Annotated in this window: 22 protein-coding genes and 2 pseudogenes; 18 read left to right on the forward strand and 6 right to left on the reverse strand. The window is 33.1% G+C overall.

Annotated elements, in window-relative coordinates:
• The first annotated feature begins 1 nt into the window (after window position 1).
• The 15 genes and pseudogenes from V7138_RS06185 to V7138_RS06250 all read left to right on the forward strand — a co-directional run bounded on the left by V7138_RS06185 (window position 2) and on the right by V7138_RS06250 (window position 14,965).
• The gene (locus V7138_RS06185) at window positions 2-886 is read left to right on the forward strand and encodes a 6-hydroxymethylpterin diphosphokinase MptE-like protein (protein ID WP_335395038.1); all 885 of its coding nucleotides are present in this window, start codon (window positions 2-4) and stop codon (window positions 884-886) included.
• Between the two features lie 408 nt (window positions 887-1,294).
• On the forward strand, window positions 1,295-1,531 hold the full coding sequence (locus tag V7138_RS25260; protein WP_438824322.1) for a glycosyltransferase: 237 nt from the start codon (window positions 1,295-1,297) through the stop codon (window positions 1,529-1,531).
• 176 nt (window positions 1,532-1,707) lie between these two features.
• Window positions 1,708-2,082, forward strand: a complete 375-nt coding sequence (locus V7138_RS06190) for a glycosyltransferase (protein ID WP_335395041.1) — start codon at window positions 1,708-1,710, stop codon at window positions 2,080-2,082.
• A 228-nt stretch (window positions 2,083-2,310) separates the two neighbouring features.
• Entirely contained in the window at window positions 2,311-3,540 is a 1,230-nt protein-coding gene (locus V7138_RS06195; RefSeq protein ID WP_335395044.1) for an acyltransferase family protein, read from the forward strand.
• A 407-nt stretch (window positions 3,541-3,947) separates the two neighbouring features.
• Window positions 3,948-5,072 (forward strand): glycosyltransferase family 4 protein, encoded by a 1,125-nt coding sequence (locus tag V7138_RS06200; protein WP_335395046.1) that lies wholly within the window; start codon window positions 3,948-3,950, stop codon window positions 5,070-5,072.
• Window positions 5,047-6,429 carry a nucleotide sugar dehydrogenase gene (locus V7138_RS06205; protein WP_335395048.1) on the forward strand — a complete coding sequence of 461 codons (1,383 nt, stop codon included), beginning with the start codon at window positions 5,047-5,049 and terminating at the stop codon, window positions 6,427-6,429. The genes V7138_RS06200 and V7138_RS06205 overlap by 26 nt, the downstream gene beginning before the upstream one ends.
• Window position 6,430: 1 nt before the next feature.
• Window positions 6,431-7,417 (forward strand): SDR family oxidoreductase, encoded by a 987-nt coding sequence (locus V7138_RS06210; protein WP_335395051.1) that lies wholly within the window; start codon window positions 6,431-6,433, stop codon window positions 7,415-7,417.
• Window positions 7,418-7,431: 14 nt separating this feature from the next.
• Window positions 7,432-7,545, forward strand: a pseudogene (locus V7138_RS06215) (glycosyltransferase family 1 protein); the annotation flags it as partial.
• Between the two features lie 47 nt (window positions 7,546-7,592).
• Entirely contained in the window at window positions 7,593-8,483 is an 891-nt protein-coding gene (locus V7138_RS06220) for a glycosyltransferase family 2 protein (protein ID WP_335395054.1), read from the forward strand.
• Window positions 8,484-8,694: 211 nt separating this feature from the next.
• Window positions 8,695-10,629, forward strand: a complete 1,935-nt coding sequence (locus V7138_RS06225) for an asparagine synthase-related protein (protein WP_335395056.1) — start codon at window positions 8,695-8,697, stop codon at window positions 10,627-10,629.
• A gap of 4 nt (window positions 10,630-10,633) precedes the next feature.
• Entirely contained in the window at window positions 10,634-10,792 is a 159-nt protein-coding gene (locus V7138_RS06230) for a paeninodin family lasso peptide (protein WP_335395057.1), read from the forward strand.
• Between the two features lie 87 nt (window positions 10,793-10,879).
• Window positions 10,880-11,836, forward strand: a complete 957-nt coding sequence (locus V7138_RS06235; protein ID WP_335395058.1) for an HPr kinase/phosphorylase — start codon at window positions 10,880-10,882, stop codon at window positions 11,834-11,836.
• Window positions 11,837-11,841: 5 nt separating this feature from the next.
• Window positions 11,842-12,306 (forward strand): lasso peptide biosynthesis B2 protein, encoded by a 465-nt coding sequence (locus V7138_RS06240; RefSeq protein ID WP_438824320.1) that lies wholly within the window; start codon window positions 11,842-11,844, stop codon window positions 12,304-12,306.
• Window position 12,307: 1 nt separating this feature from the next.
• A complete protein-coding gene (locus tag V7138_RS06245) occupies window positions 12,308-14,119 on the forward strand; it encodes an ABC transporter ATP-binding protein (RefSeq protein WP_335395062.1) in 1,812 nt (603 codons plus the stop codon).
• 3 nt (window positions 14,120-14,122) lie between these two features.
• Entirely contained in the window at window positions 14,123-14,965 is an 843-nt protein-coding gene (locus V7138_RS06250; protein ID WP_335395064.1) for a class I SAM-dependent methyltransferase, read from the forward strand.
• A 109-nt stretch (window positions 14,966-15,074) separates the two neighbouring features.
• On the opposite strand, the gene V7138_RS06255 is transcribed toward V7138_RS06250, so the two are convergent.
• The 6 genes from V7138_RS06255 to V7138_RS06280 form a co-directional block, all read right to left on the reverse strand.
• Entirely contained in the window at window positions 15,075-16,187 is a 1,113-nt protein-coding gene (locus V7138_RS06255) for a nucleotidyltransferase family protein (protein WP_335395065.1), read from the reverse strand.
• Between the two features lie 19 nt (window positions 16,188-16,206).
• Window positions 16,207-18,018: an ABC transporter ATP-binding protein gene (locus V7138_RS06260; protein WP_335395066.1), complete on the reverse strand. Its 1,812-nt coding sequence runs from the start codon at window positions 18,016-18,018 to the stop codon at window positions 16,207-16,209.
• Window positions 18,019-18,034: 16 nt separating this feature from the next.
• Window positions 18,035-18,502 (reverse strand): S24/S26 family peptidase, encoded by a 468-nt coding sequence (locus V7138_RS06265; RefSeq protein ID WP_335395069.1) that lies wholly within the window; start codon window positions 18,500-18,502, stop codon window positions 18,035-18,037.
• The gene (locus tag V7138_RS06270; protein WP_335395070.1) at window positions 18,492-18,752 is read right to left on the reverse strand and encodes a PqqD family protein; all 261 of its coding nucleotides are present in this window, start codon (window positions 18,750-18,752) and stop codon (window positions 18,492-18,494) included. Before V7138_RS06270 ends, V7138_RS06265 begins: the two co-directional genes overlap by 11 nt.
• On the reverse strand, window positions 18,752-19,534 hold the full coding sequence (locus V7138_RS06275; protein ID WP_335395071.1) for a hypothetical protein: 783 nt from the start codon (window positions 19,532-19,534) through the stop codon (window positions 18,752-18,754). The genes V7138_RS06270 and V7138_RS06275 overlap by 1 nt, the downstream gene beginning before the upstream one ends.
• 82 nt (window positions 19,535-19,616) lie before the next feature.
• Complete coding sequence (locus tag V7138_RS06280; protein WP_335395072.1) at window positions 19,617-19,832, reverse strand: hypothetical protein; 216 nt, start codon at window positions 19,830-19,832, stop codon at window positions 19,617-19,619.
• 293 nt (window positions 19,833-20,125) lie between these two features.
• Here V7138_RS06280 and V7138_RS06285 point away from each other — a divergent pair, with 293 nt between their 5' ends.
• From V7138_RS06285 to V7138_RS06295, 3 genes and pseudogenes are all read left to right on the forward strand, one after another.
• The gene (locus V7138_RS06285) at window positions 20,126-20,416 is read left to right on the forward strand and encodes a lasso peptide biosynthesis PqqD family chaperone (RefSeq protein ID WP_335395073.1); all 291 of its coding nucleotides are present in this window, start codon (window positions 20,126-20,128) and stop codon (window positions 20,414-20,416) included.
• Window positions 20,417-20,511: 95 nt separating this feature from the next.
• Window positions 20,512-20,924: pseudogene (locus V7138_RS06290) on the forward strand (lasso peptide biosynthesis B2 protein).
• Window positions 20,902-22,083, forward strand: a complete 1,182-nt coding sequence (locus V7138_RS06295; protein WP_335395097.1) for a nucleotidyltransferase domain-containing protein — start codon at window positions 20,902-20,904, stop codon at window positions 22,081-22,083. Before V7138_RS06290 ends, V7138_RS06295 begins: the two are co-directional and overlap by 23 nt.
• Window positions 22,084-22,112 lie beyond the last annotated feature (29 nt).

A 22,112-nucleotide genomic window follows, 5' to 3' on the forward strand; every position in this document is an offset into this window, starting at 1 on the left:
AATGAATATAATCAACAAAACGGTTAATAAAGTACTAAGTTTCTTTTTCTGGAAATATAGATTAGCTTTTAAACCATTTTATATAAATATGAGAATGAAGAGTTTGTCCAGAAAGGTAAAAGAACTTAAGGCTTTCCATAAAGGTGAAAGTTGTTTCATAATTGGGAACGGCCCTAGCTTAACAGTTGAAGATTTAAATAGAATAAAAAATCAGGTATCTTTCTCATGTAATAGAATTAATATTCTCTTAGATAAGACTGAATGGAAACCTTATTACTATACTTTTACTGATTCATTAATTGCTAGTGAATTTTTTGAAGAATTGTATGTCATGAGAAAGAAACAAATGTTTGTTGTTGTTTCTAACACGAGCTATAATTCCCTAAAAAAACATTTAGGTAAGAAGAATTGTATCTATCTAAGGTCTTATTATGGACGAGAAGACAATGGCTTTCCAAAATTCAGCACTGATGTGTCAAAGAAATTATTTCAACATGGAACAGTTACGTATGCAAACATACAACTTGCAGCATATATGGGATTTGAAAATATTTATCTACTTGGTGTTGATCATGATTTTGGAATGACAAAACTAAAAAATGGAGCAGTTGAAGTCAATAAACAACTATTGGGAAACGACCATTTTAGTAAAGAATATAATTCAGTGAATTATGCTCCTGCCAAAAAATACGAAATGACAGAGGCCTATTTATCTGCAAAGAAGTATTGTGATAATGTGGGAGTAAAAATCTATAATGCTACTAGAGGTGGAAAGCTTGAAGTCTTTCAAAGGGTTAATTTTGATGAATTATTTGATAGTAATGGGAATTTTATTGGTTATTTAGAAGAGAAAGTGAAACCAACTGTTAATTCACAGTTAAATTAGCTAATAAATTATTCGAATAAATGGCCCTGTAATACCATACCTTATAGTCAAAGTTTATTGATTTAATTTCGGATTGGAATATAGTTTGTATTATAATTTTGTTCTATATGGAGAATAACGCATTTTGATGAAAAATATATAACTATCTTATTTTAAAGAGGATAAAAGTATAATCCTCTTTATTTTTCCTTGATTTATAGTTCTTTATAAAAAACATTTGGGATATAAAAGATGGATCTTGTCATTAATTAATTTGTTTGAACCAAAACCAATAGAGGATCCAAATGGCTTAACTTTAAGGAGATTGTAAAGATGAAAATCTTAATATTAGCAAACTTCGGTATGGGCTTATATAACTTCAGAAAAGAACTATTGGAAGCACTAAAAAATTAAAAACATGAAGTTTATATTTCGCTACCGAATGATGAGTATGTACTGAAACTTAAAAGTTTAGGTTGTAAATTCGTTGAGACTCATCTAGATCGACGCGGAACCAATCCGATAAAAGACTTCAAGCTATTGCTCCATTACATAAAAATAATCAAACAAATTAAACCAGATGTTGTATTAACTTACACAATCAAGCCCAATGTTATGGTGGGATTGCCTGTAGGATTACAAAAACACCATATATCACAAACATAACAGGACTGGGAACATCCCTTGAAAATAAAGGAATCCTCCAAAATATAACACTGTTGCTGTATAAGGAAGGCCTTAAAAATGCTTCATGTTTATTCTTTCAGAATGAGACGAACCTGAAGTTCTTTGTAGATCATAAGATTTCAAAGGGTAAGACTAGGTTAGTCCCGGGATCTGGTGTGAACATAAACTACCATACGTTTGAAGAATTTCCTGAGAAAGATGAGATAAACAGATTTGTTTTTATCGGGCGTATGATGAAATCAAAGGGGATTGATGAGCTTCTACAGGCAGCAAAAATTGTCAAACAAAAATACCCAAATGTACAATTTGATTTGGTAGGCGGTTGTGAGGAAGATTATCACCGACAATTAAGTGAGTTAAATCAATTAGGCGTGATTACTTATCATGGTCAGCAAAACGACGTTCGTTCATTTATAAAAGAATCACATGCAGCCATACTTCCGTCTTATCACGAAGGAACAGCTAATGTCTTGCTTGAATCTGCTTCAGCTGGCCGAGTAGTGATAGCTTCTAGAATTCCTGGATGGTAGAGAAACCTTTGATGAAGATGAAAGTGGACTCGGTTTTAATGTTTAAAATGAAGTTTTTTACCGTCTAATCTCTTGACAAACACGCAAATGGTCTGAATTCGGATAACAACGGTAAGGAGATAATAGCCTAAACTCTTGAAACATATAATTGTTTAAATTAGTTTGAAAGGCCTTATGTCGTTTAATTGCAAGTAAAACAGCAGTAACTATATATAGGATGGTGGGTAGATGGGTAAGCTTTATTCTAATTTTTCAAGGGCAAATAAATTATTAGACGGAAATATATCAATATATTTAGACTTAGTCCGGGGAATATCAGCAATCTTAGTGGTAATGACACATTTGAGTTCTAGATTGTTTGTGGGATATGGTAATTTAGAAAATCACAACATATTTGTTAAGTTTCTCTACTTACTTAATTTACTAGGTAGTCCTGCAGTAATAGTGTTTTTTGTACTTAGTGGTTTATTCATCTCTAGATCAATACTTAAAGCAGTATTTGAGAATAATTGGTCATGGCGGACATATCTAATAAATCGTTTTTCTAGACTGTTAATTGTTTTAATCCCTGCATTATTATTTACTCTAGTATTGGATAGTATAGCAACGAATTTCTTTGAATTCAAAGGATATGAATCTATTTTTCATAATTTTATAGAATTTATCGGTAATTTATTCTTTCTTCAGGGTATATTTGTCAAATATTACGGCTCAAATGCACCATTATGGAGTCTTAGTTATGAGTTTTGGTATTATATGTTATTTCCAATTTTAATATGCATATTTTTCAATAAAAGAGGGAAAATACATATTTTTCTGTACGTTTTGTTATCATTGGTGATAGTTTCAAACATTGGAATTGAAATGATCTCATATTTTTTTATATGGTTAATAGGACCTTTTGTCCTTTTCTTACCTAGAATTAATTTCTTAACAAATAAATTATTACCTATCGTTGCCCTCATCTTAGTATCTATAGCGGTGATAATTCATCCTCTAGCAGTGACTGGAAGATTGTTATTTATAGACAGGGAATTAAAAGAGTTAATGGATTTACTAGGTGTAAATATTACAATAGGATTAACTTTTGGGTTCCTTACCTATACCCTATTACATAGTGTATCCGGCAAATTGAGGAATATTGAAATTGGTCATTTGGGGAAAGTAGCTAAATTAATTTCCAGTATTTCATTTAGCCTTTATATAATTCACTATCCTATAATAAATACAGTTTATTTTTTGTGTGCTCAATATGGCTTTTCAGGTTTACAACCCAATTTATTTTCTGTAATTGCAGAAATTGTTATAGTTATTATTATTTGTTTTATCGCGTATGTATTCTCCTATTTTACCGAGGCAAAAACCCATATAGTCCGGAAATTTCTTTTATCAAGAACTAGTAAGTTTTTTGTGACTCGCCGTGATAATGAATTAAGTAAACAAACAAAAGTAATGTAAATATAAAGTATGGGTATTTTCATAAACGAACTTAATAAATATGAATACGGAACAAAGTACGTAAAATAAATAAAATTATTGTCATTTATCGTTCTATATAAAGGAGTATTATCAAGGGTCTTGGATTATTGACCGTCGGTTCTTAATTGTATTTATTGACTTAATCCCTAAAAGATAATAAAATCATCTTAAAGCTACGTTCTTTATAAAGAATATTTTCTTTTGATAAAAAACATATTACACCCTTTTTTCATCAAGTGGAAAAATATAGAATCCTCTTGATTATTTTTAGGACTTCTTGTTCTTTGTAAAGAACAACAGGAGGCTCCTTAAGGCAATTCTAATTTATTTGGATCAAAACTAATACAAAGGCTGTTGATGGCTTGAGTTTAGGGAGAGTTGAAAAAATGAAAATCCTAATATTAGCAAACTTCGGCATGGGTTTATATAACTTCAGAAAAGAGCTTTTAGAAATTTTAATCAACCAACAGAATGAAGTGTATATTTCGTTACCTTATGACGAATATGTACCAAAGTTAATGGGTCTTGGTTGCAATTTTATTGAGACAAACTTAGAACGTCGTGTCACCAATCCAATAAAAGATCTAAAGCTGTTGCATCAGTACATTAAAATGATCAATCAAATTAAACCAGATGTCGTTTTAACTTACACAATCAAACCTAATATTTATGGTGGTATAGCCTGTAGAATTACAAAAACACCATATATCACAAACATAACAGGGCTGGGAACATCCCTTGAAAATCAAGGAATCCTCCAAAAAATAACACTGATGCTTTATAAGGAAGGCTTGAAAAATGCTTCATGTTTATTCTTTCAGAATGAGACGAACCTAAAGTTCTTTACAGATCATCAGATTGCAAAGGGTAAGACTAGGTTAGTCCCGGGATCAGGCGTGAACTTAAACTACCATACCTTTGAAGAATATCCCGAGAAAGATAAGAAAAATAGATTTGTTTTTATAGGTCGTATGATGAAATCAAAGGGGATTGATGAGCTTCTACAGGCAGCAAAAATTGTGAAGGAAAAATATCCAAACACCCAATTTGATTTGATTGGTGGGTGTGAGGAAGATTATCACCAACAATTAAGTGAGTTAAATCAATTAGGCATCATTACTTATCATGGACAGCAAAGCGACGTTCGTTCATTTATTAAGGAATCACATGCAACCATACTTCCGTCTTATCACGAAGGAACAGCTAATGTCTTGCTAGAATCTGCTTCAGCTGGCCGTGTAGTGATAGCTTCTAGAATTCCTGGATGTAGAGAAACCTTTGATGAAGATGAAAGTGGACTAGGTTTTACTGTTAAAAATGTTGATAGTTTAGTAGAAGCAATCATTAAATTTATAAACCTCCCATATGAAAAAAAGGGAGCAATGGGGTTGGCTGGACGTATGAAGATGGAAAGAGAATATGATCGTAAAATTGTGATTAATGCCTATATAGATGAAATAAACAAGGTTGTAAGGAGGGATAATTATGAACCTATACGAAAGACTGGTTAATAGGGAAGAAAAATTATCATTAATCGGACTTGGCTATGTTGGTTTGCCTATTGCTGTTTCTTTTTCCAAAAAAGTGGATGTGATTGGATTTGATGTTAGTCAAAAGAAGATTGACCTCTTTAAAAGTGGTATTGATCCTACAAAAGAAGTCGGGAATGAAGTACTTAAACAAACAACAGTTGAATTCACTTCGGATGAAAGAAAACTTCGAGAGGCCAAGTTTCATATTGTGGCTGTACCTACACCAGTAAAAGAAGACCGGACACCAGATTTAACACCTTTAGAATCTGCAAGTCGAACGCTTGGTAGAAACTTAACAAAAGGTTCAATCGTTGTCTTTGAATCTACTGTTTTTCCAGGAGTGACCGAAGATATTTGTGTTCCAATTTTAGAAAAAGAATCAGGGCTAAAGTGTGGAGTAGATTTTAAAGTCGGATATTCACCAGAAAGAATAAACCCTGGAGATAAAGAACATAGATTAGAAACAATTATCAAAATTGTTTCTGGTATGGATAAAGAAACACTAGAAGTTGTAGCGAAGGTATATGAAATAGTTGTAGATGTAGGGGTGTATAAAGCTGAGAACATTAAAGTCGCAGAAGCAGCGAAGGTAATTGAAAATGCTCAACGAGATATAAATATTGCTTTTATGAATGAACTTTCGATTATTTTCAACAAGATGGGAATTGATACAAAGGCTGTACTTGAGGCTGCAGGTACGAAATGGAATTTTCTTAGGTTTTCACCAGGTCTCGTAGGTGGTCATTGTATAGGGGTTGATCCATACTACCTTACATACAAAGCGGAACAGATGGGCTACTATTCTCAAATTATTCTTTCCGGCAGAAAAATTAACGATGACATGGGTAAGTATGTGGCAGAAAGTATTGTAAAGAAAATGATCAAGGCCAATAAACAAATAAATGGCTCAAAAGTAGCAATATTTGGAGTGACCTTTAAAGAAAATTGTCCAGATGTGCGAAATACGAAGGTAATCAATGTCATTAAAGAATTAGAAGAGTACGGAGTGGAGGTAAAAGTGGTCGATCCGTTAGCGGAAAAAGATGATTTGTGGCATGAATATCGAATCAATCCATGCACGATTCAAGAAATTAAAGAGATGGATGCAGTGATTTTTGCGGTTCCACATGATGAGTTTAAATCAATTGGATTAGAAGACGTAAAAAAGATGTTTAGGTCAACTAGACAACTGTATGTTGAGTCAGAAGCGTATATTGAAATAGCTGCTACATCTGATTTTACATCAAATGAGGAAAGCAAAGTGTTGATAGATATTAAGGGAATTTTTAATCGAAAAGAAGCTGAAGATGCAGGCTTCTTATATTGGAGGTTATAAAATGGGATATCAAAATGTAAGATTTCCAGAAGGGTCTAGATTTTTGGTAACAGGGTCAGCAGGTTTTATTGGATCAAATTTGGTTGAGGCGATTCTAAAATTAGGATATCAAGTTAGAGGTCTGGATGACCTTTCAACTGGTATAAAGGAAAATATAGAACTGTATTCTCATCATCCTAATTTTGAATTTATTGAAGGAGATATTCGAGACCTTCCTACATGTATGAAGGCTTGTGACGGGATTAATTATGTTCTACATCAAGCTGCTTGGGGAAGTGTACCAAGAAGTATTGAGATGCCTTTGAAATATGAAGAAATTAATATTAAGGGCACGTTAAATATGTTTGAAGCAGCACGACAAAATGGTGTTAAAAAGTTTGTGTACGCATCAAGTTCATCCGTATATGGTGACGAGCCGAATTTACCTAAGGTAGAAGGTAAAGAAGGTAATGTACTATCCCCTTATGCACTTACTAAAAAAGTCAACGAAGAATATGGAATGCTTTATAAAAAGCTATACGGACTCGATACCTATGGTTTACGTTATTTCAATGTTTTCGGCAAAAGACAAGATCCTGATGGTGCTTATGCAGCTGTTATACCTAAATTTATAAAACAACTATTAAGTAATGAAACACCAACGTTAAATGGTGATGGAAAGCAGAGTAGGGATTTTACGTATATTGAAAATGTGATTGAGGCAAATCTAAAGGCTTGTAAGGCAAGTAGCGAAGCAGCAGGACACGCATATAATATCGCCTACGGAGGTAGGGAATATTTAATCGATATCTACAATCATCTAGTTAATGCATTAGGAAAAGATATTCAACCCATTTTCGGGCCACCTCAAATAGGAGATATTAAACATAGCACCGCTGATATTTCAAAAGCTCAAAAAATGTTAGGGTATGAGCCGGAGTGGAGTTTTGAGCAAGGGATTGAAGCTGCAATCGAGTGGTATAAAGAAGAGCTAGGGATGTATGTATAAAGTGGGGATAATGAATGAATAAACCATTAAGGATTTTACATGTTGTGTTCAATATGAATAGAGGTGGGGCTGAGACGCTCATCATGAATCTATATAGAAACATTGATCGTTCAAAAGTTCAATTTGATGGCTGAATGAACTCAGAATTTTTTAAAACGAATACGAGGTGATCTATATGCCATTAGTAACAATCTTTACGCCAACCTATAATAGAGCCTATATCCTTCATAAATGTTATGAAAGCCTAAAAAGACAAACTAATCAAGATTTTATTTGGTTAATTATAGATGACGGGTCCACTGATCATACTGAGGTATTAGTCAACAGTTGGATTGAGGAAAATGCTATTTCGATTCAATATTATAAGCAGGAAAACCTTGGAATGCACGGAGCCCATAATACTGCATATAGATTAATTGATACAGAATTAAATGTATGTATTGATAGTGATGATTATATGTCGGATGATGCAGTCGAAAAAATCGTTTCATTTTGGACTGAACATGGAAGTGAAAAGGTTGGGGGGATAGTAGGTCTCGATTGTTTTCATAACGGGGAGGTTATTGGGACAAAATTTCCAAAGGATTTAAAAAGTTCTACAGTATTTAATCTCTATCACAAACACGGAGTTAAAGGTGATAAAAAGTATGTTTATCGTTCAAGTCTTACAAAAAAATTCCCTTATCCAATATATCCTAATGAAAAACTAGTTCCACTATCCTATAAATACTTTATGCTAGATCAGGAATGTGAAATGCTTTTAATGAATGAACCACTTTGTTTCGTAGAGTATCTTCCAGATGGATCAACTAAAAATATCTTAAAACAATATAAAAATAGTCCAAGAGGTTTTAGATTTTACAGAATGGAAATGATGAAACTACCAAACGCTTCTTTACTATTTAAGTTTAGGCAAGCGATACATTATGTATCAAGCAGTCTATTTGTGAAAAGTAATAATATGATAAAACAAACACCTGAAAAGATTCTAACAATTTTAGCAATACCATTGGGAATATTGTTAAATAAGTACATTACTGTAAAACTTCAAAAAAATGGTAGTTAGTAATCGCTTTTATTACTACTATAACTAGAAATAACAAGAAAAAAATCAATCTAAATATTAGTGGTTTAGTTATTGACACTAATAAAAAACGGTGTTATTTTAATGGTATGTTCTTATTAAAGAACAATTTTGGATTATTAACATTTATATTTGATAGGGTAATTTTTTTTATGGTTTTTCGTTCTTAAAAGTGAACAAAATGGAGGGCAATATGAGTGCAATAGCTGGTATTTATCATTTAAATAAAGAACCTGTTAATCCAGATTATTATGGAAAGTTGATGGATTCACTATTGAAGTTCCCAGCTAATGATACTCAGGTCTGGATGAAACAAGAGGTGTTTATCGGGTGCCATGCCCAGTGGATTACCCCTGAATCGATAAATGAGCAATTACCATATTATGATTATGAGAGTCAATTGGTAATTACTTCAGATGCAATTATTGATAATAGGGAAGAGCTCTTTGAAAAGTTACAAATAGACATACATAGAAGAAATGAAATACCTGATAGTTTACTAATTTTAAAAGCATATCAAAAATGGGGAGAAGAGTGCCCAAAACATTTAATAGGTGATTTTGCCTTTATGATTTGGGATGAGATGCAACAAAAGCTTTTTGGAGCAAGAGACTTTTCTGGAGGAAGAACCCTTTATTATTATAAGAGTCTTTCTCAATTTGCCTTTTGTACTTTAATTAAACCACTACTCAACTTGCCTTATGTTAGTAAGGAATTAAATCAAGAATGGATAGCTGAGTATTTAGTGATTGCTGGAATGGTAGATGTTGCAGATACATCAATTACCCCTTATAAGGATATTAATCAGGTACCCCCAGCGCATAGTATTTCAGTTGTAAATGGGAAAGTATCATTAAAACAATACTGTTACCTAACAATTGAAAAAGTTATTAGATATAAATCAGACGATGATTATATAGATGCATTTCAGGAAATCTTTCAACAGGCTGTTTCTTCTAGAATTAGAACACATAAAAAAGTAGGATCACAGTTAAGTGGAGGATTAGATTCCGGATCTATTGTCAGTTTTGCTGCAAGACAGCTTAAAAAACAGAATAAACAGTTGCATACCTTTAGCTATATACCACCTAATGATTTTAAAGATTTTACAGGAAGTCATGTAATCGCAAATGAGAAGCCTTATATTAAATCGACCGTAGATTTTGTTGGAAATATCAAAGATTATTATTTTGATTTCAAAGATAAAAATTCTTATTCAGAAATAGACAATATAATGAACATTATGGAAACGCCCTATAAATTCTATGTAAATTCTTTCTGGTTGAAAGGAATGTTTGAAGAGGCAAACAAGATGGACATTGGAATTTTACTTAACGGTGGGCGAGGGAATCTCTCAATCTCATGGGGAAATGCATTTTCATATTACTCAAAGCTTTTAAAACAATTAAGATGGTCTCGTCTATTATCGGAAATTAAATCATATAGCACGAATGTAGGAGCTGGTAGAAAACGAATCCTATCATCTGTCTTTCGGCACGCCTTTCCTATTTTACAGGAGAATTATGAGGATTATACAGAAATACCTCTGATTAATCCGGATTTTGCTAAGCATACAAACATTTATAATAAATTGCGATTATACGGTTTTGATGAGACAGGAAGATCTGAATTAAAGGATCCTACTTTACTTCGAAAACAACATTTTGAACAACTTTTTGCCTGGAATGCAAGTAATTCATTAGCAACAAAACTATCTCTGAGTTATTCACTCTGGAAGCGTGACCCTTCTAATGATCTAAGGGTGATCAAGTTTTGTATGTCACTCCCAGAAGAGCAGTATGTTCAAAATGGATTAAACCGTGCTCTTATCAGAAGAGCAACAAAAGACTTCTTACCAGACAACGTAAGATTAAATATGAAGGTAAGGGGAGTTCAAGGTGCAGACTGGGTGCATCGAATCATCCCAAGTTGGAAGGAATTTAATGCTGAAGTAGAGACTATGTGTCTAGACAAAGGGTTTATGGACATTGTCAACGAACAGATGCTGCAGGAAGCGAGATTAAATTTAACGGAAGGTGTTAAACCAGAGCACGCCTATTCTAAACACTTAAAGACATTAATGGATTGCCTTATTGTTTACAGATTTATGAAAATTGAAGGGAGGTGATAGAATGACAAGAAAAGTATGGGCAAAACCTGAGTTAGAAATTCTAAACATAAATATGACAGAAGCAACTACTTACGATCAACCAGAACATGATGAAGCATTTGACGGAGATAATACTCGAAGAAAGCCAGACGGTACATTGGTACCCCATCATGAAAGCTAGAATCATTGTTTAGAAAAATAGTTATGAGCTCTTATACACCTGTGTAAGGGCTTCTAACTTATTAAAAAGTATCTGGAGTGAGACAAATTGCAGAAAACGACAGAGTTAAAGGTATACGAAGCATTCGGCTTTACCATTAAGAGTGAAATTTCTTTACCAGAACTTATACAGAATATAATACTTCATGATGTTGATATTCATATTAAGTTAAATAAAAATCGAATGAATCAATTTAATGGTAAACCCTTTGAATTTGTGGTGACTGACCAAACAGTAACTTTCATGGTTCCCGAAATTGCAATATTTCAAGTTAAAGATGGTAAAGAAATAATGGTTTCCCCTTTTGAAGGTGCCAATGAGGATATTATTAGATTGTATACATTAGGCTCTTGCTTCGGTGCTTTGCTGCTTCAGAGAGGTATTTATCCTTTACATGGTAGTGCTATTGCTATAGATGGAAAAGCTTATGCCATTGTAGGGGAATCAGGAGCAGGTAAATCTACACTTGCTTCAGCTTTTATGGAAAGGGGATATCAACTATTAAGTGATGATGTTATAGCGGTCAAGTTTTCTAAAGAAAATCATCCTACAGTAATCCCATCTTATCCACAACAAAAGCTTTGGCAGCAAAGCCTCGATGCTTTGGGTATTAGTAATAAAGATCTTCGACCGATTTATGGGAGAGAGAATAAATTTTGTAAGCCAGTAATGGGGAATTATCATTCATCCCCACTTATATTAGGAGGAATTTTTGAACTAGCTAAAACAGTTGATGATTCAATTTACTTTCGCTCTATTCGTGGTCTAGAGCAACTTCAGAAACTCTTTGCTCACACATACCGACAGTTTCTGATTCCTAAAATGGAATTGACTAAATGGCATTTTAATCAATCGACCATGCTTGCTGAGCATTTGCCTTTTTATCAGATAAAAAGGCCAGAAAAAGGATTCTCTGCTTTCCAAATCGTAGAGCTAATATTAACAACTATAAATGGTTTCGGAGATAATGTAAGTAAGCAAAATGAATTATTAGTTAATGGGTGAATTTAATGATAAAAAAACTTAAGGTTCTTCTAGGTTTAGATATAAAAACCATTGGTTTATTCATAGAAGCTTTCATTTACCTAGGTTGGGCTCGTTTTCAAGTGCTGTTTTGTCCATTTTCAAAACTGGCTCCTTCTCTAGGCGTATATATGAAGGAATCTGAAGAAGAAATTACTGAAGGTCATTGCAAGGATCTAAAATCTATTCGACATTCTATTCAAATTATCAGCAAGTATACATTATGGGAAAGTAAATGTTTAGTAAGGGCTATTGCCGCACTTAAGATGTTAGAAAGACGTAACATTGATAGCACCCTATACTTAGGGACAGGTAAAGATGAGAATGGTAAGATGATCGCCCATGCTTGGTTAAGAAGTGGTTCAATGTATGTGACTGGTTATGAGGAAATGCATAGATTTACTGTAACAGGTAAATTTGCAAAAATAACAAAACTTGTGGGTGGAAAATAAGATGAAACTATCACCTTTATTCTATTTTTTAAAAAGACTTCATAGTTATTCTGGAAAAATTCTATATATTAACCTATTTGGAAGCATGGTAATGGGGCTTTTAGATAGCATTGGTATCTTACTACTCATACCATTATTAAGTGTAATTGGGATTGTTGAAATAAGTATCAATGATATACCAGGTATACAAATGTTTAGTTTTTTACAAGGTATCCCAAAAGAGCACGCCTTACTTTTGATTCTATTTGTGTATGTAACATTGGTAAGTAGTCAGAGCTTACTTACAAGAAATATAGGTCTAAGAGAAATTAGAATTTTTACTGGTTTTATTAATCATATACGACTAGACCTTTATTGCTCTTTGTTAAAAGCGGATTGGGAATTTTTTTTAAAAAGAAGAAAGTCCGATCTAGTCAATTCACTTACCTCTGAACTTGGTAGAGTAACGAATAGTACCTTCTTATTACTTCAATTTTTGGCTTCACTAGTATTTACAGCCATTCAAATTGTAATTGCCATGTTCATATCTGTTAAGATGACACTATTTGTAATATGTTGTGGGGTTTTTATCACCCTCATATCTAAAAGGTTTCTTAGAAGGTCCAGGGAATTGGGAAAGGTAATGAACGAATTATCTCAAAGCTATCTAGCAGGAATTTCAGATCATTTCAATGGTGTTAAAGATATTAAGAGTAATTTATTGGAAGCTTCACAATATAGATGGATGTCCACTTGGTCAGATCAGGTTGCAAACGAAAGATATGAAAGTGCAAAAGTCCGTAGTAATTCACAACTGATTTATAAACTATTTTCCACCCTAATGATTGCTTTCTTTATTTTTATCTCATTTAAGCTTTTTCAGAGTGGTGGGGCGTCAATGCTGTTAATTATCATGTTATTCTCCCGTTTGTGGCCCCGATTTAAAGGTATACAGTCAAATTTAGAAAACATCGCATCTGCAATGCCGGCTGTAGAGAAAATCATGGAACTGCAAGAATCCAGTCAGAAATCTAAGGATTTAGGTGGTCTGATAAATGTAAATGAGAAAAGAATTAATAGAATCGATTTTAAAGAATCATTAGAATGTTTAAATGTAAGTTTTCGGTATTCTCAAGACTCAACTAAGTTTACCCTCGAGGATATTAAATTAAAAATTAAAGTAAACCACATGACCGCTATTGTTGGTAAATCCGGTGCAGGAAAAAGTACTTTAATAGATTTAATTATGGGTCTTCTAAAACCCGAATCAGGAACAATATTAATTGATAATAAAGAACTCTCAGATAGTGAACTATTGTCCCTAAGAAACTCAATCAGTTACGTACCACAAGATCCATTTCTTTTCCATGGAACCATACGGGATAATTTATTGATGATTAAATCAGATGCTAGCGAAGAAGAATTATGGGAAGCATTGGAATTCTCTTCAGCTGCTGAATTTGTGAACAACTTACCAAATGGCCTCGATACAGTCATTGGAGATCGCGGTATAAAGCTATCTGGTGGAGAGAGGCAAAGACTTGTTTTAGCTAGAGCAATCTTAAAAAAACCTTCTATATTAATACTAGATGAAGCAACTAGTGCCTTAGATTCTGTAAATGAGATGAAAATCCAGCATGCGATTGAACAGTTAAAAGGAAGTATGACTGTCGTTGTTATTGCACATAGATTATCGACAATCAGAAATGCAGACCAAGTAATTGTAATAGAAGAGGGCAGAATCGTTCAATCGGGGGAATATGAAGAACTTTCTAATGATAAAAAGGGATTATTCAGTAAGTTACTAGGAAATCAACTTAAGGTTGCAAACTAATGAATGACCAAACATTCGTTAGTTTGTAGAAAGGGGGGACGGGATATTAATCCTAAAATTGATATGAATATTATTGGAATTGCAATGCAAAAGGTTAAAAGATACAAGTCTTCAGGAAATTCAGTTATAAGACTTTTCACTTTTAAATTGTTATTTGTTTGGAAAATGCTTAAAAATACGAGACGTTTTTTCACTGATACGGAATTTCGTTCTATCCTTCTTTTGCAGATTTTTAGCTCTAAAAGTGTTCATCAAACAACACCCCTTACATACATGGATCGATATCCAAAGATTTTCTCTGCTTGCCGAGATTATTTTGGAAATAAACAAGATTTAAAGATTCTCTCTTTTGGGTGCTCAACAGGTGAAGAAGTGTTAACTCTTCGACGATATTTCCCTAATGCTCAAATTGTAGGAGCAGATATAAATAAACATAGTCTTGATATATGTAGAATGTTACCTATGGATGATAAGATTACCTTTGTTCATTCTTATTTTAGTGAAATTAAAAAGCACGGAGACTTTGATGCAATTTTCTGTATGGCCGTTCTGCAGAGAAAGCCTCATTACATTGCATCACAAGGCATTACTTCCCTAAAAAACATTTATCCTTTTGAAAAGTTTGAAAAGCAGATAAGAGAACTAGATGAGCTAGTAAAAGAGCAAGGGCTACTAGTAGTACATTACACTCAATATTCACTTTTCGATACATCAGTTGCATCCAAATATGAGGCTTTGGGACATTATTGCCAGGATGATTATCATTCACCAGTGTTTGACAGAGATAGTAATTTAGCAAAAAATCGATCGCCTCAAAACTCTATTTATATTAAATCACAGAAATAAAGTTTATTCACATTTGATATTCTAATGGTGACACCCACTTATAATCAAAGTAGATGATTTACCTAGATTGTAGTGGGTGTTTATTTTTGTGTTTTTTAAATTCCCATTATTAACTATTGTGAGTAATTATTGTTTTATAAAAATTACTGACTCTCTTTTTTATCAATTTTATATATAGGGATTGGTAACTTCTGTTCGAATCATTTGCCTTCAGTTCGGTTTCTACTAAATATTTAGATGGGAAAATCCAAGCAAAGATTTCAGCAATACTATGAGTAAATTGATCAAAACTAAAAATTTGATAATCGAAGAAATCTAAATATTTTCGAATGGATTTTTCTTCTGGTTGTAATAAATTTTCGTAACTCCAGGTTAATATAGATTTTTTCTTAATAAGCATCTTTCTTTCGTCTAAAAATGAGAATTGATTATAAACGATAGATAATGTCCTAATTATCCTATTTAGCGTCTTATCTTTATTAGCTTCTTTAAATATCTTTTGGTATGAGATGTCTAAAACATTATTGTTAATAAGCTGTAAAATATCAAGAAAATATTTTAAAGAATTCATATTATGTCGCCAGCCGTGGAGGGTAATCATATAAAATGTGTGTTGGTCAGATAATTCTTTAATATAATTTGAATTTCTTAGTGGGTATGCATCCTTCCATAATTTTTCAGTGTTCAAGCTAGAAGTTTTAGGGTCTACAATATTCCAATGTATCTCGACCATCAATGGAATAGGTGAGTGTGGCAATTCTCGAAAAAAAGTTAAATTAAAACCAGACTGAACAGCCTTAGGATCTGGAGTAAATCTAAGTTCTTTTATACATTCAATAGCCTTATCCAGCAGATTAGGTTTTACAAGTAAATCAATATCCGATGTTCCTCTAGCCCCAACATGCCCAAAATACTTCTCCGCAAACCATACCCCTTTCAAAGGAATTACTTCAATTCCAACTTTCTCAAACTCTCGTAAAATGAGTTCTGTCTGATTCTTAATAAACAGATTTTGATACAAAGCTTTAGTGTACTTTTGTTTTAGTCGTTCTTGAAAGAAGGGAGGAGTATGCTCCAATTGTTTGTTTTGCTTTAATAAATGATAGATCTGAGAGGAAATACCGAAAAATTCGATGTCTTCAATTGCTCCCCAATAGTACTTCTCATCAATTGGAAATGGAAATGTAGAATCATATATAGCACGAATTAATTCAATGGCCATTGTGAAAACTCCTCCCTTGTTAACTTGAAACTAATGACAACTCAGGCACTTTAGTTTCAAATTGTGATTTATATAGATTGTGATAAAGCCCCATTTCCTTTAATAATTGTTCGTGTTTTCCTATTTGAACAATTTTTCCTTCATTCATTACTACAATTAGGTCTGCATTTTGGATAGTGGATAAGCGATGGGCAATAACCAATGTCGTTCTATTTTTCATTAAGCGTTCCAGTGCACTTTTAACATAAAATTCAGTTTCACTGTCCAGAGCTGAAGTGGCTTCGTCTAGTAATAAAATTGGAGAATCCTTAAGAAGTGCTCTTGCTATTGCAACGCGTTGTTTTTGCCCACCCGATAACTTCACACCACGCTCTCCAATTTTGGTGTCATAACCTTCAGGTAAAGTCATTACAAATTCATGGATATTTGCGTTTTGAGCTGCCTCAATCATTTCTGCTTCGGTCACATTAGGACGTGCAATAAGTAAATTTTCTTTTATTGTGCCATCGAAAAGGAAAGATTCTTGTGGTACTAGGGCTATTGAACTTCTTATTTCTGAAATTGATAGTTCATCAGCACACTTTCCGTCAATTATAATTTTACCTTCCTGGGGCTTATAAAATCGTAATAATAGATTAAATAATGTCGTTTTACCAGCACCACTGTGGCCAACTAACGCAATTACTTTTCCTGCTGGAATATCTAGATTAAAATCTTTAAAAACTTGTTTGCCTTCCTCGTAACCAAATGAAAGATCTTTAAACTTAATTGAAGGACCAGTTTTATTTGGTATTTGATGCGTCGGCAAATTATGTGTTTCCGGCTCGTAATCTAGTACATTTGAAATTCGTTCAATCGCGGTTATCGAGTGTTGAAATCCCGCCCATAGACCTGCAATACCTGATAGGGGATAAATTAAATGTCCCATCAGTGTTAGAAAAATAAATAAAGAGCCAACTGTAATTTCTTGAATCGATACAAAATATGCCCCTAAACAAAGGCTTAATAAATAGGCAACCGAACTGATTGTCTGTGAGATAGAATAAAACCATCCCCGAAGTTTTGTGTTTTGCAATTCTAAGTTATAAAGATCGTTGTTTTGCTTCGCATATTTTCTATGAAATATCTTTTCTAAAGTAAACGACCGGATTACAGATAACCCTTGAAAAGATTCATTAAGTAAAGTGTTCATATCACTATACAATTTGTGTATTTTTCTGCTGTTTTTTCGAAGGATAAGTCCAAAAAATGCTCCTATAAATAATCCCAGAGGGGCAATTAAAACGATAAGCAAGGTTAATTGCCAACTTATCTGAATTAAATAGATGAATGCAGCAATAAATAATAAAGGAAGTCTTATGAATTCAATGAGACTACTTCCAATTAAACCATCGATATTATGAACGTCATTTGTAAAATGGGATAGTAATTCCCCAGAGTGATGATTCGAGGTTTTACTAGTTGGAAGAAGCAAGACTTGTTTAAATAAGTCATTTTTTAGGTCTCTTTTTACCGGGCTTGTCGCAGACGTCTCAAAGTATGTTGAAAAAAATGTGGAAGAAATACTAATTATAGTTAAGCCGATACCTAGAGGAACCAACCATTTTAATAGTTCAAAGTCACTGCGAACCGCTGCATCGGTAATATTCCCCATATACCAGGCAAATGCAACCGTCAAAAATATATCGATTAATAAAAAGAAAAGGAGACCTATATAAGCCTTCCTATGTTTGATGATATACGGTTTTAGTAGATAAGTAGCTCTTTTAATATCTTTTATGTTTATTAGCTGTCTAAAAGATAATAAAAAGTTCTTCTGCTTTAACTTCATTGATAACACTCCACTTTTATATCCGAATATGTACTTTGTTTCCTTGCTTTCTAGAGAGATAAGCTTGTAGTAAATAAGATATACTTGGCAACATTATAATCATTTGTGTCCAAAAAATGTTTTTGAGATTGGTTATTTTTTTCGATTTATTTTTTCTGTTTATATTTGTTAGTTTTCCAAGAATCTGATTTGCTTTCACAGGATCATCATATGCAAGATTTGTATCACCTTTAAAGATAAAATGCTGTTCATTATTCATAAAGGCACTTTTATAAAATCTGTGTGCAACAAGCTGCCCATTTGAAAGGAAAAATAACACAACATCGCCTTTTTTTAATAGGGAAGGGTTACAAACAGAAAAACTGCAAATATCATCTTCCTTAATGAATGGATACATGCTCATCCCTTTGGAAGGGAGGTCAATTGTACCGTATTTCCTTATCAGATTTGAAAACAAAGCTATTTCGGAACTTTTAACCTGCATGTTCGATCAATCCACAATCAATTAATTGTTGTAAATAGATTTCAACATCTTCGGCTGTAGTTGATGAATTATAGTTTTCTTTTATCCTTTGAAGGAGTGAGATAGACGATTGGGATTTATCCAATAATTTCCAACAAAAGCCACCCATTTCATTTACCTTGGTGATTGTATAATTATCTGTGTTTAATATGATCCACTCATCATCTAATTGAGTGTTGTCGTAATTACTTTTTTTAATGTACTTGCTCATTAAGAGATCAACTCCCAAAACGTATCATTTTTTTGAAAATGTAAATCATATATTGGCACAGAGTTAACTAAGGTTTTCAGTAAGTTTAAAATTCTTTTCGTTTCGTGATGGGAATGCTCCCAGAAAAAAACTTTGTCGATTAGTTGAAACATTCCCTCAGCTTTCTTCAATTGAATTCGGTTATTTTGTAATGATTGATGAAGTATTTGGATACTTCCTAATGGTAAGCAATATTCCTTACAGTTTGATTCTAGTTCACTATTGAATGGTGAGTTAAAAGCTAAAATCTCATTTTGTGTTATTTTGACTATTGTGGCCTCATCGGATAAGAGCTCTTTTGGTTGAGATAAGCGAGCGGCTGTTGATTTACCGGCTCCAGAATGACCGGAGAAAATGTGAGCTTTTCCATTATCCTTTATACATGAGGAATGTAATAGTAACCCCCAATTATTATGAACTATAAAGGAACTATATAAATTTAATAAAGCATGTTGTAAAGCTAGCTCGTCATAAACATAAACTTTTGCATTTTTAAAAATAGAATCTACATGAATTAAATAGTCAGCCCGTTTATAACGGATGCTATTCCCTAATTCTCTGATTTCAACATCAAAGTTTAAAAAAGATGTTCCATAGCCTTCAAAGATTTCAATATATAAATCTGGTGGCTTTATTGTTTCTATGTTGGAAATAAAGTCCCTCTCAATAATATTTATTACCCTTATAGATTCACTTTTTACCTTAATTAAATGTTCGCCAACACAAATAGTTAAACCAATCACTTTATAATCTCCTCTGACTCTATTTAATGAAGGTAGTAAAGGACCTACTTCCTTCATTAAATTATATTTAGTCATTCAATTACTAATTTTTTCCTGGTGGTCCTCCTGGTCCTCTTCCTGGAGGAATTCCTCCATTCCCAGGATTCTCAGGGCCTACAGGATGTCCTCCTTCAGGTTCTTTTTTATTATGAGGGATATTGCCTATTTCACTTGCGGGGTTCCAACTTTTAGCCGTTTCGAATCTGATTGGTTGATGACTTAGGACCAACGGTCGATCATTTTTATTTTCATTTTTCATAATTACCAGCTCCTACTAAAATAAATTTGTTTACTATAAAGAACAGCGAAATTGAAACTCTTTTTAACAACAATGTCCGTAGATATTACTATCTGTTTCATTATAAAATATAAAATGTTCGTTTTAAAGAATTATCATTCGACAATTCCTAACAATTAATTTATCGTTTTAAAAACCCATATATTCTTAATAAAGAAAATTAAAAAAGGGAAATGACTTGAAAGTATTTACACAATGTAGGACTTAGTTTATAATGTTCTTTAAAAAGAACGTAAATTATAGGAGGAACCAAAATGCTAACAAACCAAACATTTTCATTAAATAATATCATTTCACAATCCGAAGGCAACATCGTAAGTAACATGGGCGAAGAAAAGGTAATGTTGAGTGTTCAAAATGGAAAGTATTATAACTTAGGAGAAATTGGCGGAGAGATCTGGGATCTTATTGAGAGCCCTAAATCTGTAAATGAAGTGATTTCTTCTTTAGTCAATGAGTACGATGTGATCCAAACTGAATGTGAAGAGGAAGTACTTTCTTTTCTTGAACACTTATATAATGAAAAACTAATTGAATTGAAATAAGAGGTGACATGAAAATTATTAAAAGAATTAAGGCGTTTTTTACTCTTGATTTTGCTACGAAAGTGATTTTAATAGAAGCTTAATTTTATTTAGCCTTGGGTCGTATTTTAAAAGCATTGCCATTTGCAAAAGTTGCACCTACTTTAGGGGTGGCTTTGAAGGAAACATCTTATAAGAAAAATGTTTCTAATATGAAGGAATTAAAAAATGTTGCAAACGCAATTCGGATTATGAGTAACTATACGTTTTGGGAGAGTCAATGTCTTGTTAAAAAGCGATTGCTGGGATGAAAATGCTTGAAAGACGACACATCGAGAGTACTCTTTATCTCGGTACTGCAAGGGATGAGAAGGGGAGTATGATTGCACACGCATGGTTGCGAAGTGGCAACTTTTACGTATCCGGTTCTGAGGGAATGGAGAAGTTCACGGTTGTCGGCATGTTTGCAAAAGGAGTTCGTAATAATGATTTCAAGGAAGATCGAAATGAACAACATTTATCAACTTGATGTTTCAAAGGTTCCTAAGGAACTTATCTTTCTATTAGATGTTATTAAAATGGAAACCGCAACTGATATTACGGAAAAATATAAGAAATCCCTTGATCAAATGGACTGGGATCACTTTCATAAATTGATTCTTCACCACCGTCTATATCCACTTTTATATTCAAAGATTAAATTATTAGAAAAGAGTAAAGTCCCAACGAAAGTCTTAAACTCGATTTCGCATTATTATCAAAAAAATACGTTTCAGATGCTGCATCTTTGTGGACAAATGGAGTATGTGAGTAAATTGTTTATATCAAATGGAATCTCTCCTTTGTTTTTAAAAGGTCCCGTACTTGCTACAGAGCTTTATGGTGATATTTCTCTACGCACCTCTGGTGACTTAGATGTTCTTATCCCGATTGGAGAGTTGGATAGGGCGGAACAACTTCTAATTGAAGAAGGCTATATAAAGGACGAATATATTCAATCAGTGCTGAATGATTGGAAGTGGAGACATCATCATTTTACTTATTTTCATCCGAAAAAGGGGATAAAGCTTGAAATACATTGGAGGCTAAATCCTGCTCCAACAAAAGAACCAAGCTTTAAAGAGTTATGGGATCGAAAAAGAGTAAGTACGATTACGAAGTATACAGTTTATATTTTAGGTAGTGAGGACTTATTTTTATTTTTAGTAACACATGGAGCTAGGCATGGTTGGTCCAGGTTACGCTGGCTATTTGATATCCATATGCTAGTTCAAAAAGATCTTCATTGGCCACGACTTCGAAGTTTATTACAAAAATATAAAGCTACACATATAGCGGGGCAAGCCTTGATTCTTTCGTCTAATTTATCGAAAACAAAAATAACGAAAGAGATGAAGCCATTCATAAAAAGCACTAGAAGTCAATTATTAGGCCAGCAAGCAATTTTTTATATTGAAAGAATGATTAATTTGCATACAAACCCAGTCCCCCAGGACATTTCAAAATATCATTCACGTCATTTATTTTCGCTTATGTCAATCCAACAAAAGTTTATGTTTATTTTAAGTACATTGCATCCTTATTATATGGACAAGGAAACATTGCCATTACCTAAGAAACTGCATTTTTTGTATTTTCCATTACGACCATTTTTATTAATTTGGCGAAGAGGGGGTAGGCAAGTTTAAACAAATAAGAATCAGGACATGATTGTAAC

Source organism: Bacillus sp. JJ1533 (assembly GCF_036965045.1).
In the GTDB taxonomy this organism is placed as follows: domain Bacteria; phylum Bacillota; class Bacilli; order Bacillales; family Bacillaceae_L; genus Ferdinandcohnia.

Excerpts from the sequence above, each read along its gene's own strand:
- V7138_RS06185 (WP_335395038.1), top strand. The coding sequence starts at position 2 with ATGAATATAATCAACAAAACGGTTAATAAAGTACTAAGTTTCTTTTTC.
- V7138_RS06195 (WP_335395044.1), top strand. The coding sequence starts at position 2,311 with ATGGGTAAGCTTTATTCTAATTTTTCAAGGGCAAATAAATTATTAGAC.
- V7138_RS06200 (WP_335395046.1), top strand. The coding sequence starts at position 3,948 with ATGAAAATCCTAATATTAGCAAACTTCGGCATGGGTTTATATAACTTC.
- V7138_RS06205 (WP_335395048.1), top strand. The coding sequence starts at position 5,047 with ATGAACCTATACGAAAGACTGGTTAATAGGGAAGAAAAATTATCATTA.
- V7138_RS06210 (WP_335395051.1), top strand. The coding sequence starts at position 6,431 with ATGGGATATCAAAATGTAAGATTTCCAGAAGGGTCTAGATTTTTGGTA.
- V7138_RS06220 (WP_335395054.1), top strand. The coding sequence starts at position 7,593 with ATGCCATTAGTAACAATCTTTACGCCAACCTATAATAGAGCCTATATC.
- V7138_RS06225 (WP_335395056.1), top strand. The coding sequence starts at position 8,695 with ATGAGTGCAATAGCTGGTATTTATCATTTAAATAAAGAACCTGTTAAT.
- V7138_RS06230 (WP_335395057.1), top strand. The coding sequence starts at position 10,634 with ATGACAAGAAAAGTATGGGCAAAACCTGAGTTAGAAATTCTAAACATA.
- V7138_RS06240 (WP_438824320.1), top strand. The coding sequence starts at position 11,842 with ATGATAAAAAAACTTAAGGTTCTTCTAGGTTTAGATATAAAAACCATT.
- V7138_RS06245 (WP_335395062.1), top strand. The coding sequence starts at position 12,308 with ATGAAACTATCACCTTTATTCTATTTTTTAAAAAGACTTCATAGTTAT.
- V7138_RS06250 (WP_335395064.1), top strand. The coding sequence starts at position 14,123 with ATGACCAAACATTCGTTAGTTTGTAGAAAGGGGGGACGGGATATTAAT.
- V7138_RS06255 (WP_335395065.1), bottom strand. The coding sequence starts at position 16,187 with ATGGCCATTGAATTAATTCGTGCTATATATGATTCTACATTTCCATTT.
- V7138_RS06260 (WP_335395066.1), bottom strand. The coding sequence starts at position 18,018 with ATGAAGTTAAAGCAGAAGAACTTTTTATTATCTTTTAGACAGCTAATA.
- V7138_RS06265 (WP_335395069.1), bottom strand. The coding sequence starts at position 18,502 with ATGCAGGTTAAAAGTTCCGAAATAGCTTTGTTTTCAAATCTGATAAGG.
- V7138_RS06270 (WP_335395070.1), bottom strand. The coding sequence starts at position 18,752 with ATGAGCAAGTACATTAAAAAAAGTAATTACGACAACACTCAATTAGAT.
- V7138_RS06280 (WP_335395072.1), bottom strand. The coding sequence starts at position 19,832 with ATGAAAAATGAAAATAAAAATGATCGACCGTTGGTCCTAAGTCATCAA.
- V7138_RS06285 (WP_335395073.1), top strand. The coding sequence starts at position 20,126 with ATGCTAACAAACCAAACATTTTCATTAAATAATATCATTTCACAATCC.
- V7138_RS06295 (WP_335395097.1), top strand. The coding sequence starts at position 20,902 with ATGAACAACATTTATCAACTTGATGTTTCAAAGGTTCCTAAGGAACTT.